Source organism: Aeromicrobium endophyticum, from assembly GCF_003586285.1.
GTDB classification, from domain to species: domain Bacteria; phylum Actinomycetota; class Actinomycetes; order Propionibacteriales; family Nocardioidaceae; genus Aeromicrobium; species Aeromicrobium endophyticum.
Window position 1 is genome coordinate 1196227 of the sequence record NZ_QUBR01000001.1, and the last position, 14404, is coordinate 1210630.

The 14404-nt window shown below is 69.6% G+C and carries 16 protein-coding genes and 1 tRNA gene; 10 read left to right on the forward strand and 7 right to left on the reverse strand.

Features of this window, described 5'->3' with window-relative positions:
• Nucleotides 1–18: 18 nt before the first annotated feature.
• Nucleotides 19–699, forward strand: a complete 681-nt coding sequence (locus tag DX116_RS05825; RefSeq protein WP_119703212.1) for a TetR/AcrR family transcriptional regulator — start codon at nucleotides 19–21, stop codon at nucleotides 697–699.
• A gap of 266 nt (nucleotides 700–965) precedes the next feature.
• Here DX116_RS05825 and DX116_RS05830 read toward each other — a convergent pair.
• Nucleotides 966–1048 (reverse strand) — tRNA-Leu (locus DX116_RS05830).
• 147 nt (nucleotides 1049–1195) lie between these two features.
• Here DX116_RS05830 and DX116_RS05835 point away from each other — a divergent pair.
• From DX116_RS05835 to pknB, 6 genes are read left to right on the forward strand one after another with little or no spacing between them, the layout of a single operon-like run.
• Complete coding sequence (locus DX116_RS05835; protein WP_119703213.1) at nucleotides 1196–1915, forward strand: FhaA domain-containing protein; 720 nt, start codon at nucleotides 1196–1198, stop codon at nucleotides 1913–1915.
• Nucleotides 1915–2397, forward strand: coding sequence for an FHA domain-containing protein FhaB/FipA (locus DX116_RS05840; RefSeq protein WP_119703214.1), 483 nt, complete (start codon nucleotides 1915–1917; stop codon nucleotides 2395–2397). Before DX116_RS05835 ends, DX116_RS05840 begins: the two co-directional genes overlap by 1 nt.
• A 3-nt stretch (nucleotides 2398–2400) precedes the next feature.
• Nucleotides 2401–3714 carry a PP2C family protein-serine/threonine phosphatase gene (locus DX116_RS05845; protein WP_119703215.1) on the forward strand — a complete coding sequence of 438 codons (1314 nt, stop codon included), beginning with the start codon at nucleotides 2401–2403 and terminating at the stop codon, nucleotides 3712–3714.
• Entirely contained in the window at nucleotides 3711–5084 is a 1374-nt protein-coding gene (locus DX116_RS05850) for an FtsW/RodA/SpoVE family cell cycle protein (RefSeq protein WP_119703216.1), read from the forward strand. Before DX116_RS05845 ends, DX116_RS05850 begins: the two co-directional genes overlap by 4 nt.
• The gene (locus DX116_RS05855) at nucleotides 5081–6553 is read left to right on the forward strand and encodes a peptidoglycan D,D-transpeptidase FtsI family protein (RefSeq protein ID WP_119703217.1); all 1473 of its coding nucleotides are present in this window, start codon (nucleotides 5081–5083) and stop codon (nucleotides 6551–6553) included. Before DX116_RS05850 ends, DX116_RS05855 begins: the two co-directional genes overlap by 4 nt.
• Nucleotides 6554–6596: 43 nt before the next feature.
• Entirely contained in the window at nucleotides 6597–8393 is a 1797-nt protein-coding gene (gene pknB / locus DX116_RS05860; RefSeq protein ID WP_119703218.1) for a Stk1 family PASTA domain-containing Ser/Thr kinase, read from the forward strand.
• Between the two features lie 42 nt (nucleotides 8394–8435).
• Here the strand turns inward: pknB and DX116_RS05865 are convergent, their stop codons facing one another.
• A complete protein-coding gene (locus DX116_RS05865; protein ID WP_119703219.1) occupies nucleotides 8436–9164 on the reverse strand; it encodes a DUF881 domain-containing protein in 729 nt (242 codons plus the stop codon).
• 88 nt (nucleotides 9165–9252) lie between these two features.
• On the opposite strand from DX116_RS05865, the gene DX116_RS05870 reads away from it, so the two are divergent.
• Nucleotides 9253–9498, forward strand: coding sequence for a cell division protein CrgA (locus DX116_RS05870; RefSeq protein WP_233556575.1), 246 nt, complete (start codon nucleotides 9253–9255; stop codon nucleotides 9496–9498).
• Nucleotides 9499–9568: 70 nt separating this feature from the next.
• On the opposite strand, the gene DX116_RS05875 is transcribed toward DX116_RS05870, so the two are convergent.
• A complete protein-coding gene (locus DX116_RS05875; RefSeq protein WP_147393598.1) occupies nucleotides 9569–10402 on the reverse strand; it encodes a rhomboid family intramembrane serine protease in 834 nt (277 codons plus the stop codon).
• Between the two features lie 3 nt (nucleotides 10403–10405).
• Nucleotides 10406–10936: a peptidylprolyl isomerase gene (locus DX116_RS05885; protein ID WP_119703223.1), complete on the reverse strand. Its 531-nt coding sequence runs from the start codon at nucleotides 10934–10936 to the stop codon at nucleotides 10406–10408.
• 108 nt (nucleotides 10937–11044) lie between these two features.
• On the opposite strand from DX116_RS05885, the gene DX116_RS20405 reads away from it, so the two are divergent.
• Nucleotides 11045–11179 carry a hypothetical protein gene (locus DX116_RS20405; RefSeq protein ID WP_267897682.1) on the forward strand — a complete coding sequence of 45 codons (135 nt, stop codon included), beginning with the start codon at nucleotides 11045–11047 and terminating at the stop codon, nucleotides 11177–11179.
• Complete coding sequence (locus DX116_RS05890) at nucleotides 11176–11952, forward strand: enoyl-CoA hydratase/isomerase family protein (protein WP_119703224.1); 777 nt, start codon at nucleotides 11176–11178, stop codon at nucleotides 11950–11952. Before DX116_RS20405 ends, DX116_RS05890 begins: the two co-directional genes overlap by 4 nt.
• 50 nt (nucleotides 11953–12002) lie before the next feature.
• Here the strand turns inward: DX116_RS05890 and DX116_RS05895 are convergent, their stop codons facing one another.
• From DX116_RS05895 to glyA, 3 genes are read right to left on the reverse strand one after another with little or no spacing between them, the layout of a single operon-like run.
• The gene (locus DX116_RS05895) at nucleotides 12003–12338 is read right to left on the reverse strand and encodes a DUF3817 domain-containing protein (protein ID WP_233556576.1); all 336 of its coding nucleotides are present in this window, start codon (nucleotides 12336–12338) and stop codon (nucleotides 12003–12005) included.
• Between the two features lie 4 nt (nucleotides 12339–12342).
• The gene (locus DX116_RS05900) at nucleotides 12343–13095 is read right to left on the reverse strand and encodes an SURF1 family protein (RefSeq protein ID WP_119703225.1); all 753 of its coding nucleotides are present in this window, start codon (nucleotides 13093–13095) and stop codon (nucleotides 12343–12345) included.
• Between the two features lie 13 nt (nucleotides 13096–13108).
• On the reverse strand, nucleotides 13109–14386 hold the full coding sequence (glyA, locus tag DX116_RS05905; RefSeq protein WP_119703226.1) for a serine hydroxymethyltransferase: 1278 nt from the start codon (nucleotides 14384–14386) through the stop codon (nucleotides 13109–13111).
• Nucleotides 14387–14404 lie beyond the last annotated feature (18 nt).

Genomic DNA, 14404 nt, shown 5'->3' on the forward strand with positions numbered 1-14404 from the left:
TGAGACGACGGGAACCCGATGGACGCGCAGACCCAGACCACCTTCAAGGTCTCGGAGGTCGCCCTGCAGCTGTTCATCGAGCACGGCTACGACAACGTCACCGTTGACGACGTCGCGACCGCTGCGGGGGTCTCGCGGCGCACGATCTTCCGCCACTTCGGGGGCAAGGAGGAGCTGCCCTTCCCCGACCACATCAGGCGACGCCAGGACATCCTCCGCTTCTTCGAGCAGTCGTCGCCCGACGACGACGCCGTCGAGATCACGATGTCGATGACCGAGATGACGCTGCGGGACTTCATCAGTCGCCCCGACCTCGTGCTGCGTCGCTACGAGCTCACACGGATCGTCCCGCAGCTGGCCGAGCGCGAGGTGGTCGAGCACGACAAGTACGCGGTGCAGAACCGCCGCTTCCTGCGATCCCGTCTCCCTGACACCACTCCCGACCACGAGATCATGGGCATCGCCGCGCTGATGGACTCCGTCCACCGCTCGACCCTCAACCGCTGGACCCGCAGCGGAGGCCGAACCGACGCGCTGGCCGAGCTCCATGAGGGACTCGACTGGGTCCGCGGCCTCCTACATCCAGCGATGCATCACCAGGACCCTCAGGCCTCGGACCGGACCTTCATCGCCGTCCTTCCGCAGAACCCCCGCACGGAACGTCTCATCCAGACCATCCGGTCGATGTCGACCGAGTAGTCAGACCGACCCGACCGGGCTGCCTCGTCCTCGGCGAGCACGACCTGACCTTCAGGCCCGTCAAAGCCGCCTAGTGCGACACTCGGACACCCCTCTGGTTCGGCGCCACCGATTCAGGACCCGCCGACGTCCACAGCATGATCGACAAGCCGGACAACGCGCGCGCCCCCCACGCGGGACGGTGGAACGTGTTCCGCCCGCGACACGCGGCCCGGGGACACGCACGAAGGCCCCGACCTGATTCGGTCGGGGCCTTCTCGTGTCTGTGCGCGAGGGGGGATTTGAACCCCCACGCCCTTGCGGACACTGGCACCTGAAGCCAGCGCGTCTACCATTCCGCCACCCGCGCATGGTCCCGAAGGACCGGTCACCAAGTCTAACAGGCCCCGTCGGGTAGGTTTCCCCCGCGCCCGACCTCTGCGGTTGGGGCGCCTCGTCGGGGAGTCCCGATACCATCGCAGGGAACATCATTGATCCGAACGGAAGGCGTGTGTCCATGGCGGGGGTGCTGCAGCGATTCGAGCAACGCCTGGAGGGTGCCGTGACCGGCGCGTTCGCGCGCGCGTTCCGCAGTGCGGTGCAGCCGGTCGAGATCGCCGCTGCCCTTCAGCGCGAGGTCGACAACTCCGCGCACATCCTCTCGCGCGAGCGGATGCTCGTGCCCAACGACTTCACCGTCGAGCTGGCGCCGTCCGACTTCGAGCGGCTCAACCCGTTCAGCACGACGCTCGCCGAAGAGCTCGAGACGCTCGTCAAGGAGCATGTCGTCGAGCAGCGCTACACGATGGCCGGCCAGTTCGCGATCGCCTTCAAGATGGTCAACGACCTCAGCACCGGACGCTTCCGCGTGCGCAGCAAGACCACGGCCGCCGTCACCCCGGTCGCCGGCCAGCGGATGACCGAGACGGCCGTCCGCTCCGCTGACGTGATCCTCGAGGTCAACGGGATGAGGCACCCGCTCAGCCCTCCGGGCGTCGTGATCGGCCGCGGCAACGAGGCCGAGCTCAAGATCGACGACCCCGGCATCTCGCGCCGCCACGCGCAGATCAAGATCCACCAGAGCGGCGCCGAGACCACCGTCACGATCGTCGACCTCGACTCCACCAACGGCGTGGTGCTCAACGGGCACCGCGTCTCCACCGCCGTCGTCGCCGACGGCTCGGAGATCCGGCTGGGCAACACCGTGATCATCATCCGCATGACGGAAGTGACGTGATGTCCGAGCTCACCCTGACGCTGATCAAGCTCGGCTTCCTGGCCGTCCTGTGGCTGTTCGTCCTGTCGGCCGTGTCGGTGATCCGCTCCGACATCTTCGGCACCAAGGCGCCCTCGCAGCCGCGGCAGCCCAAGCAGAAGGCCGCGCCCACCAAGGGCAGGTCCGGCAAGTCGCGCAAGACACCCCGGGGCAACCCCACGACGCTCAAGATCGTCGACGGCCCCAACGCGGGCCAGAGCGTGCCCCTCGGCGACGAGCCGATCCTGCTCGGCCGGGGCACCGACGCCGCGATCCGCCTCGACGACGACTACGTGTCCACGCGCCACGCCCGCTTCGCCACCAACGGCGAGCAGTGGTTCGTCGAAGACCTCGGCTCGACCAACGGCACCTACCTCGGCAGCCAGCGCATCACGACGCCCATCCCGATCGGCCTGGGCATCCAGGTGCGTCTCGGCAAGACCATCGTCGAGCTGCAGAAGTAGGCCATGACCGCCCTCACCTACCGCTACGTCGCCCTGACCGACACCGGTCTGCGCCGCGCCGACAACGAGGACTCCGGCTACGCCAGCGACCGCCTGCTCGTCATCGCCGACGGCATGGGCGGCGCGGCGGCCGGCGAGATCGCCTCGTCCGAGACGCTGCACGTCATCCGCCAGCTCGACCGCGAGCTCGAGGCCGATGCGATCGACGAGCTCGACGCCGCCGTCATCGACGCCAACCAGCGCCTCGCCGACATCATCGCGCGCGACCCGGCGGTCGAGGGCATGGGCACGACCCTCGACGCGCTGCTGTGGGACGGCGAGAAGTTCGCCTTCGCGCACATCGGCGACTCGCGCGTCTACCGCCTGCGGGGCGGCGACCTGCAGCAGCTCAGCACCGACCACACCTTTGTGCAGAGCCTGATCGACGAGGGCCGCATCTCCAAGGCCGAGGCCCGCACCCACCCGCACCGCTCGCTCATCCTGCGCGCGATGCTCGGCCGCGACGACAACGGCGCCGACCTCAGCTGGGTGCAGCCCGTGCTCGGCGACCGCTACCTGCTGTGCAGCGACGGCCTCTCGGACATGGTCGAGGACCCCGCCATCGCCCGCGCCCTCGGCGCCGAGACGATCGACGTCGCCGCGACCGAGCTCATCCGCCTGGCGCTCGAGGGCGGCGGCGTCGACAACGTCACGGTCGTGATCGCCGAGTTCGTCGCGCAGGACGCCGAGCCCGACGAGCACCTGGCGTGCGCCGACGGCCAGCCGCAGCTCGTCGGCGCCGCCGCCAGCCAAGACCGCCCCCGTGCCGGCGCGGCCGCCTCCGGACCCGACACCAAGGTGTCGGGCAAGCGCGCGCAGGCTCCCGATCCCGAAGAGCTGCGCTACGCGCCCCGTCCGCCGAGCCGCCGGCGCTGGGTGCGGTGGACGATCGGCATCGTCGTGCTCGGCGCGATCCTCGCCGGTGTCGGCGCCGTGGCCTACAAGTGGTCGCAGACGCAGTACTACGTCTCCGACGACAACGGCAAGGTCGTGGTCTTCCGCGGCGTGCAGGCCGACATCCCCGGCCTCACGCTCAGCCACGTCGACGAGACCACCGACATCGCGCTGGCGTCGCTGACCGACTTCCAGCGTCGTGAGATCGAGGACGGCATCGAGGCGTCCAGCAAGGCCGACGCCCTCCAGACCATCAAAGAGCTCGACGTGATCCCGACGACGCCGGCACCCACCACCCCGAGCAGCCCGGCACCGACGACGCCCGCGCCCGATCCGGCCGCGACCTCCCCGTCCACGGCGACCCCGGCGGTCTGGACCCGATGACCACGCCCGTGTGGGTCCCCCGCAAGCGGCGCGGGGCAGAGCTCTTCCTGACCTTCCTGGCCGTGTTCATCGGCGTGGCCGCCTACGCCTCGGTGGGTCTCGGCGCCGAGGGGCGCATCCCTGCCGACACCTACAAGCTGGGCGGCGCCCTGATCGTCGTCGCGATCGCGACCCACCTGATCGTCCGCCGCGTCGCGCCGTACGCCGACCCGGTGCTGCTGCCGCTGGTCATCGCCCTCAACGGGCTCGGCCTGGCGATGATCTACCGGCTCGACATCGGCCGCCAGCAGATCAACCCCGACCGCGCCGCCTTCGCCAACTCCCAGCTGGTCTGGACCGCCGTGGGCATCGCGGCGTTCGCCGGCATCCTCGTGGCGGTGCGCGACCACCGCCGCCTGCAGACGCTGACCTACACGTTCGGCGCCGCGGCGATCGGCCTGCTGATCCTGCCGCTGATCCCCGGCGTCGGCCAGACCATCAACGGCGCCCGCATCTGGGTCGTCCTGCTCGGCTTCAGCTTCCAGCCCGGCGAGGCTGCCAAGGTCTGCCTGGCGATCTTCTTCGCCGGCTACCTCGTGGTCAAGCGAGACGCACTCGCACTCGCGGGTCGGCGCATCCTCGGCATCGACCTGCCGCGCGGGCGCGACCTCGGTCCGATCCTGGCGTGCTGGCTCATCAGCGTCGGCATCCTGGTGTTCCAGCGCGACCTCGGCTCCTCGCTGCTGTTCTTCGGGCTGTTCGTCGTGATGCTCTACGTGGCCACCGAGCGTCCCGGCTGGATCGTCGTGGGCGGGCTGCTGTTCGGCGCCGGGGCCTACTTCGGCTACGCCGCCTTCGGCCACGTCCGCGTGCGCTTCGACGCCTGGCTCGACCCCTTCGGCGATCCCGACCGCAACGGTCAGGTCATCAACGGCCTGTTCGGCCTCGCCCACGGCGGCCTGCTCGGGCAGGGCCTCGGGCAGGGCAGCCCGCAGCTGACGCCCTTCTCGTTCTCCGACTTCATCGCCGCATCGATGGGCGAAGAGCTCGGCCTCACCGGCCTCATGGCGATCCTGGTCATCTACGGCCTGATCGTCGAGCGGGGCCTGCGCATCGCCCTGACCTGCCGCGACGCCTTCGGCAAGCTGCTGGCCGCCGGCCTAGCGTTCTCGTTCGCCCTGCAGGTGTTCGTCGTCGTGGGCGGCGTCACCCGACTCATCCCCCTCACGGGTCTGACGACGCCCTTCATGGCCCAGGGCGGCTCGTCCGTCGTCATGAACTGGGCGATCATCGGCCTCCTGCTGCGCATCAGTGACCAGACCCGCCGACCCGCACCCGAGATCTCGTCGCTCGACAGCAACGACGAGACCCAGGTGGTGAGGATGTCGTGAACCGTCCCATCCGCAACATCGCCGTCGCCTGCCTCGTGCTGTTCCTGGCGCTGATCATCAACGCCAACTACGTCCAGTTCGTCGAGGCCGACTCGCTCAACAGCAAGAACGGCAACCGCCGCGTCATCAACGAGGAGTTCTCGCGCGACCGCGGCGCGATCCTCGTCGACGGCAAGTCCGTCGCCGAGAGCGTCAAGAGCAAGGACGAGTACAAGTTCCAGCGCACGTACCCCGACAAGGACCTCTACGCGCCGCTGACCGGCTACTTCTCGTACATCTACGGACGCAGCTCGGTCGAGAGCACCGAGAACGACGTGCTCTCGGGCAGCGACGACCGACTCTTCGTCAACCGCGTGGTCGACCTCGTGTCCAACAAGCAGCCCAAGGGCGGCAGCGTCGAGCTGACGATCGACCCCCTGGCCCAGAAGGCGGCGGCCGAGGGGCTCAAGCGGCTCGGCGGCGACACCAAGGGGGCCGTCGCGGCGATCGACCCGCGCACCGGGGCCGTGCTCGCGATGGTCTCGCAGCCGTCGTACGACCCCAACGCCTTGGCGAGCCACGACTTCGACCAGGTGCAGCAGGCCTGGAAGGAGCTCAACGCCGACGCCGACCAGCCCCTCACCAACCGGTCGACCGTCCAGACGCTGCCGCCGGGCTCGACCTTCAAGCTCATCACCGCTGCGGCCGCGCTCGAGAACGGCGTCGTCAACGACATCGACGACAAGGTCAAGGCCGGCACCACGCTCAAGTTCCCCGGCTACGGCTACACGCTGCCCAACGAGAACGGCGGCAACTGCGGCGGCAACCGGATCACGTTCGAGCGCGCCCTCAACGTCTCGTGCAACGTGGCCTTCGGCGGTCTCGCGCTCGACATCGGCCAGGAGAAGCTGGCCGCGCAGGCCGCCAAGTTCGGCTTCGGCACCGATCCCATCGACGGTCTGGCCTCCAGCCCCAGCCGCTTCACCACGCCGGGCACCAAGCTCGAGCCGCCGCAGCTCGGCCAGACCGGCATCGGTCAGTACGACGTCGCGGCCACCCCGCTGCAGATGGCGATGGTCGCCGCCGGCATCGCCAACGACGGCGACGTCATGAAGCCGTACGTCGTCGACACCGTCCGCGCCCCCAACCTGCGCGTGCTCGACAAGACCCAGCCCGAGCGGCTCAGCGAGGCCGTCAGCTCGTCCACCGCGGCCAAGCTGCGCGAGATGATGGTCAGCACCGTCACGAGCGGCACCGCGACGTCGGCCCAGATCCCGGGCGTCGAGGTCGGCGCCAAGACCGGCACCGCCCAGTCGACGCCCGACCGCCCCCCCTACGCGTGGTTCGTCTCGTACGCCAAGGACGGCGACAAGGAAGTCGCGGTCGCGGTGCTCGTCGAGTCCAGCGACACCGCGCGCGACGAGATCGCCGGTGGACGCCTGGCCGGACCCATCGCCAAGTCGGTCATGCAGGCGGTGCTGGGCAAGTGACCGACCCACAGACTGTGCACGTATCTACCGGGAGAATGACACCATGACCGAATCCGGCGACATCGAACCCGACGACGGGGTCATCCGCCTGGGCGACCGCTACGAGCTCGGCGGTCTGCTGGGTCGCGGTGGCATGGCCGACGTTCGTGTCGGACGCGACCTGCGCCTCGGTCGCACCGTGGCGGTCAAGCAGCTGCGCGGCGACCTGTCGGCCGATGACACCTTCCAGGCCCGGTTCCGCCGCGAGGCCCAGTCGTCCGCGGCGCTCAACCACCCCTCGATCGTGGCGGTCTACGACACCGGCGAGTCGATCGACAAGCACGGCAGCCACGTGCCCTACATCGTCATGGAGTACGTCGAGGGTCAGACGTTGCGCGACATCATGCGCGGCGCCGAGAACGGCCGCAAGATCCTGCCCGAGCGCGCCCTGTCGATCACCGCCGACATCCTCAGCGCCCTCGACTACAGCCACCGCTCCGGCATCATTCACCGCGACATCAAGCCCGCCAACGTCATGCTGACGCCCTCGGGCCAGGTCAAGGTCATGGACTTCGGCATCGCCCGCGCCATCGCTGACACGTCGTCGGCGATGACGCAGACCGCCGCCGTCATCGGCACGGCGCAGTACCTGTCGCCCGAGCAGGCGCGCGGCGAGACCGTCGACGCCCGCAGCGACATCTACTCGACCGGATGCCTGCTCTACGAGCTGCTCACCGGACGGCCCCCGTTCATCGGCGACAGCCCCGTGTCGGTGGCGTACCAGCACGTCCGCGAGGAGGCGAAGCCTCCGTCGCAGCTCAACCCCGACGTCAGCCAGGCCATCGACAACATCGTGGCCAAGTCGCTGGCCAAGCGGGTCGACGACCGGTACGAGAGCGCTGCGGCGATGCGCAAGGACATCGAGCTCGTGCTCGCCGGCCACGCCGTCGCACCCCCCACCACGACCAACGGCGTCGTCCCCGGCGCCACCCAGGTCGCACCGGCCGTCGCCGCTGCGGCAGCGGCCGGTGCGGGCGCGCGCCGCGCGACCCCCGAGCCCGACGACGAGGACTCCGACAAGTCCGGCAAGTGGTGGGCCATCGGCGCCCTCGCCGTCGTGCTGATCGCCGCGATCGTCGGCGTGCTGTGGTTCACGGGAGCATTCTCATCCGATCCGCCCCCGCCGCCCAAGCAGGTCGAGGTGCAGGACGTGACCGGCCAGACCGTCGACGTCGCCACGCGTGCTCTCGAGAACGACGGCCTCGTCGTCGGCGACCAGACGCCGCAGGCCAGCGCCGACGTCGAGGAGGGCCAGGTCATCTCGACCGATCCGGCCGCCGGAACCTCGGTCGACGAGGGCACGACCGTCGACCTGGTCGTCAGCACCGGCCCCGAGACGGTCGACGTCCCCAACCTCACGGGCTACACGTACGACCGGGCCAAGGAGACCCTCGAGGGTCTCGGCCTCAAGGTCGACAAGCGCCTGCAGGACAGCGACGCGCCCCGCGACCAGGTCATCAACACCGACCCGTTCAGCGGCAGCAAGGTCGAGGCGGGCCAGACCGTGACGCTGATCGTCTCGCGCGGCGAGGCGACCGTCCCGAACCTGGTCGGCATGAGCCGCGAGGACGCGCAGGACGCCCTCGACAAGCTCGAGCTCAAGTACACCGTCAACGAGGACCCGAGCTCGACCGAGCCTGCCGGCACCGTCACCAGCCAGGAGCCGATCAGCGGTCAGCGGGTGCCGATCGGGAGCACCGTCACGCTCACCGTCTCGTCACGGGTCGACACCCCGACCCCGCCGACTCCCACCACCCCGGCGCCGGACGGCGACGTGGACGGCGGCGTGCTGGGCGGTTGACGCCCGGTGCCCGGTGTCCCGGTGCCCTGATACCTCGGTTCGTCAGTCGGTGACGCGGGCGTGGCCGAGTGACACCGGGTTGGCGTAGGCCTTGATCGTGAAGCGGCTCAGCGGCTCGACCTTCAGCCCGACGTCGTACTTGCGCGCGTAGTCGGCGTAGATCGACGTCTCGGGCGACTGCGCCATCGCCCGGTACATCCCGTCGGTGTCGCCGATCGCGGCGATGACGTAGGGCGGTGAGTACGGCACACCGTCGAGCACCACGGTGTTGCCGACGCACTTGATGCCGGTGGTGGCCATCAGTCGCTGGCCCTGCAGCGAGATGGCCTCGGCCCCGCCCGCCCACAGGGCGTTGACGTAGGCCTGGATGTCTTGCTGGTGCACCACCAGGAAGTTGGGATCGATGTCGGGATCGCGACCGTCGCGGGGGGCATCGGTGAGCGTGACACGGATGCCGGGGCCGGCCACGTCGGTCAGTCCGGTCTCGGGCTCGAGCTCATCGACGCGCTGCCGCAACGTGTCGAGATCGGCGCCGCTGACGCTGGACGAGAGCCGGTCGATCTCGGCGCGCAGACGGGTGGCGTCGTCGCGCCGGGCGTCGATGCGCTCGGACCGCTCGCGCAGCAGCGAGCCGACGTCACCACCGGACGGGCGCAGGTCGGCGCCGCCGGCGCTGACCGATGCCGCCACGAACAAGAACCCCGTGACCGCGAAGAGCGTGAGCACCGCGAGGGGCCGGTGCTGGCGTGCATGAGTGCCGGTCTTGCGCATGCCGCACTCCTCCCGTCCCCGGTCGACGACTAGGCTACCGGTGAGCACTGACCGATGCGGCGCTGCCGCACCAACCACCGGAGACGTCGTGGCGAGAGACAAGGCCCCCAAGGGTCCGAAGGCGCAGAAGATCGGCAACCGCTGGGCAGCTCCGGCCATGGTCGGATCGGCCGTCATCGGCCTGATCTGGATCGTGGTCTTCTACGTCCTCAACGGCCAGACGATCGACTACCCGTCATTCCTGCAGTGGTACACCGATCTCGGCAACTGGAACCTGGTCATCGGCATGGGCTTCATCGTGGCAGCCTTCGGCTTCGCCATGAAGTGGGAGTGAACCCGTACCGACGAATGACACCGGTGTAGTTATCCACACGAGTGTGCACAGCTGTTGATGTCACCCGCGCCTAGGGCGTGAGCTGACCCGTGCGCACCACGAAGGCCGCGATCATCGCGATCCACAACGCGCCCACGACCAGCGCCTGCACCAGGGTGCGGCGGTCGCGCGGCGCGTAGGCGAAGGCGGCCCCCAGCGCGAGGCCGGCGACGAATCCGCCCAGGTGGCCCTCCCAGCTGATGTCGGGCCCGGCGACGCTGATGAAGGCGTTGACGGCCAGCAGCACCAGCAGCGTGCGGACGTCCTGCTTGGCCCTGAGCAGCAGGAGAAGGGCCATGCCGAAGAGGCCGAACACGGCGCCGGACGCACCGATCGTGACGGTGGTCGGCGCGGCCAGCAGGTAGACGGCGATGGACCCGGCCATCGCCGCCGTCAGGTAGGCGACGACGAAGCGGGCCGTGCCGAGGGCACGCTCGACGAACGGCCCGAACAGGTACAGCGCGTACATGTTGAACAGCAGGTGCAGCACGCTGCCGTGCAGGAACGCCGAGGTGATCAGGCGCCAGTAGTCGCCGTCGGCGGTCACGTAGCCCTGCATCGCGCCCTGCTGGAAGACGTCGCCCGTGCGGTCGCCGGTCGCCAGCTGCGCGACGTAGGCCGCGACGTTGATGCCGATCAGGATCATCGACACCCGGCCCTCGCGGCCGGAGACCGTGCCGCCCGCCAGGGTCCTGGGCTGCCGCACGGTCTTGGCGCCCTCAGCGATGCAGCTGGGGCACTGGAACCCGACGGAGGCCTCTCGCATGCACTCCGGACAGATCAGCCGCTCGCACCTCTGGCACGAGATGTAGGCCTCGCGGTCGGGGTGGTTGTAGCAGCGATAGTCCTCCGCCGGGAGGTTCACGCCTTAGCCCTCGCTGCGGGCGATCGTCAGCTTCTCGATCACGACGGGCTGCGCCGGACGATCGAAGCCGTCGGTCGCGACCTTGCCGATGGTGTCGACGACGGCCTTGCTGGCGTCGTCGGCGACCTCGCCGAAGATCGTGTGCTTGCGGTTGAGCCAGTCGGTCGGCACCAGCGTGATGAAGAACTGCGAGCCGTTGGTGCCCGGACCGGCGTTGGCCATGGCCAGCAGGTAGGGCTTGTCGAAGCGCAGGTCGGGGTGGAACTCGTCCTCGAACGTGTAGCCCGGGCCGCCGGTGCCGGTGCCGAGCGGGTCGCCACCCTGGAGCATGAAGTTGGCGATGATGCGGTGGAACACGAGTCCGTCGTAGAACGGCTTGGTGGCGACCTGGCCGGTGGCCGGGTCGACGAACTCCTTGGTGCCCTCGGCAAGACCGACGAAGTTGTCGACGGTCTTGGGGGCGTGGTCGGGGAAGAGGTTCACGACGATGTCGCCGTGGTTGGTCGAGAAGGTCGCGATGAGCTGCGAGGCCACAGGGGGGTTCCTTTCGGTGTGGTGGCCCCATCTTTTCACGTCCGGCCAACTTCCGTCGGGCGGCTGGCGGGGGAGCGGGCCACCGATCCGGTGGCTATCGTGAGCGCCATGTCGACGCCCACTCGCTCCCATCGTCTCCGCACGCTGCTCCTGCTCAGCCTGCTCGCCGCCGTGATCGTGGCCCTGCGTGCCGCCGTCGCCGACAAGGGTGGCTCCTACGACCCGGCCGAGTCGGCCCGATGAGCGTCACGGTCGAGCGCCTCGACGGCGGCATCGCCGTGCTGACGTTCAGCGAGCCGCCCGTCAACCTGTACTCCCTCGAGCTGCACGACGCCTTCGACGTGGCCCTCGACGAGGTCGAGGCCGATCCGCCGCGTGCTCTCCTCATCCGCGCCGAGGGCAAGATCGTGTCCGGTGGCGTCGATGTCGCCCAGTTCCACGCCCGGAAGACCAAGGCCGACACGCTGGCGCTGTACGACCGCATGCTCGAGCTGCCGACCCGCATCGACGCCATGCCGTTCCCGACGTTCTTCGCGGCCCACGGCCTGACGCTGACGTGGGCCTTCGAGGTCGCCGTCGCGTGCGACCTCATCGTGGCCAGCGAGAAGGCGCGCTTCGGGCTCGTCGAGCGGGTCATCGGCCTGACGCCCACGATGGGCGGCACCCAGCGGCTCGCCGCGCGGGCCGGCGTCGGACGCGCCAAGGAGTTCGTCTTCACCGGCGACCTGTACGACGCCGCGACCCTCGAGCGCTGGAACGTCGTCAACCGCGTGCTGCCGGTCGAGGGCTTCGACGACGCGGTGCTGTCGTTCGTCCGGTCGATCGCGTCGGGACCGACCAAGGCCTTCGGCGCCGCGAAGGACATCCTGCGTCACTTCGAGGCCGGTGGCGTGCCGCAGGCCATCGAGCACACCACGGCCATCGCGTCCGAGCTGTTCGACACCCGCGACCTGCAGCACGGCATGGAGTCGTTCCTGGCCGACGGCCCCGGCAAGGCGACCTTCGAGGGACGCTGAGCCAGCATCCCGTACCGGGTCACGGGTCACCACGAGACCGTAGGAACCCGTCAGCGGGCGTCGGGGTGGGCTGCGCGAACGGCCTTGGTGGCGCGGTGCTCGGCCCAGAAGCTGACGACGGGGACCGTGCCGGCCAGCAGGGTCGTGATCGTGAACGGGATCGACCACCGGGCCGCCCGCGCCAGGATGGCCGCCATGACCAGGAAGATCATGTAGAGCCAGCCGTGGGCGACACCGAGGTACGTCGTGATGTTCTCGCCCAGGTGCTGCGCCGACGAACCGTCGCCCGCGAGGTACTTCAGGGGGACGCCGACCAGGATCAGGATGATCAGCAGCACGCCGACGATCGTGGCCATGACGCGGTAGCGGAGCAGTGCGGACTTCACGCCGTCAGGCTACCTTCGCCCTCCGAGCCGCGATCGTCTCGGTGCACATGCGCCACCACATGAAGCCCGCGAAGATGCCGAAGACCCACCACTGCATCGCATAGGCGAGATTCTTGAGGCCGACCGTCCACGAGACGTCGTCGGGCTGCGGGGGCGGCACCAGGTCGAGGCCACCGCTGCTGGGCTCGTCGGTGCTGATCGCGAACCCGGAGTACAGGTCGTAGGGCATCTCGTTGATCAGGCTCGGGATGCGCACGGCGCCGATCGTCCGCTCGCCCGGATCGAACGAGCGGACGCCGTTCTCGGCACCCTCGCCCGGCTCGAGCACCGCGTCGACCTGCACGCGTCCGGCCGGGACCTCCGGGAAGGTGCCGGTCTGGGGCGCCCAGCCGCGCACGACCAGCAGCGTGTCGCCGCCCGCGACCTGCAGCGGCGCGACGAGCCACGCACCCGTGCGACCGTCGCGCTTCTTGCCGGTGACCCAGATCTGCTCCTCGGTCGGCGCGAACGCGCCGTCGATCGTGACGGGACGATGGTTGAGCTCGCGCGTGAACGGCTCGTCGGGCGCCCAGACGTCGGTCAGCGCCACCCGCGGGACGTCGCGCTTGTCGGCCTGCTCGTGGTGCTGCCGCGAGTCGTAGACGCCCATCTGCCACATGCCCATGACCAGGCAGAAGGCCACCGCCACGATGCCGAGCACGTGCAGGCCGATCAGGCCTGGCGCGAACCAGGCTCTGATCGGGGGTCGTTCGGTCATCGCATCACGGAGGTCACGACGTGAACGGCGTGATGTCCGGGTAGAGCGGGAAGCGCTCGGCCAGCACCGTGACCCGCTTGCGCAGGCCCTCGAGGTCGACGTCGCCGGGCTGCAGCGCCGCCGCGATGATGTCGGCGACCTCGGTGAACTCCGCGGCACCGAAGCCCCGCGTGGCCAGGGCGGGCGTGCCGATGCGCAGGCCCGAGGTGACCATGGGCGGACGCGGGTCGTTGGGCACCGCGTTGCGGTTGACCGTGATGCCGGCCTCGTGCAGCCGGTCCTCGGCCTGCTGGCCGTCGAGCTCGGAGTCGCGCAGGTCGACGAGCACCAGGTGGACGTCGGTGCCGCCGCTGAGCACCTTGACGCCGGCAGCGGTCATGTCGTCGGCGAGCAGGCGCGACGCGAGGATCTGCGCACCCTCGATGGTGCGCTGCTGACGCTCCGTGAAGGACGGCTCGAGCGCCATCTTGAAGGCGACGGCCTTGGCGGCGATGACGTGCTCGAGCGGGCCGCCCTGCTGGCCGGGGAACACCGCCGAGCGCATCTTCTTGGCGACGTCGTCGTCGTTGGTGAGGATCGCGCCGCCGCGCGGGCCGCCGAGCGTCTTGTGCGTCGTGGTGGTGACGATGTGCGCGTGGGGGAGGGGGCTGGGGTGCAGGCCCGCGGCCACGAGGCCGGCGAAGTGCGCCATGTCGACCCACAGCTTGGCGCCGACCTCGTCGGCGATCTCGCGGAACAGCGCGAAGTCGAGCTGACGCGGGTAGGCCGACCAGCCGGCGATGATGACCTGCGGCTTGTGCTCGTGGGCCAGCGAGCGCACCTCGTCCATGTCGACCAGGCCGGTCTCGGGCACCACGTGGTAGGCGACCGGCTTGTAGAGCTTGCCGGAGAAGTTGAGCTTCATGCCGTGCGTCAGGTGCCCGCCGTTGGCCAGGTCGAGGCCGAGGATCGTGTCACCGACCGTGGCGATCGCGTGCAGCGCCGCGGCGTTGGCGGTGGCGCCGGAGTGCGGCTGGACGTTGGCGTAGCCGGCGTCGAACAGCTGCTTGAGGCGGTCGATCGCGATGGTCTCGACCTGGTCGACGAACTCGCAGCCGCCGTAGTAGCGCTTGCCGGGGTAGCCCTCGGCGTACTTGTTGGTCAGCACGCTGCCCTGCGCCTCGAGCGCCGCGACGGGCGCGAAGTTCTCGGACGCGATCATCTCGAGCGTCGACTGCTGACGGTGCAGCTCGGCGTCGAGAAGCGCTGCGATGTCGGGGTCGAACTCGGACAGGTGCTGGTCGTGGCTCATGGTTGAAGGATAACGGTC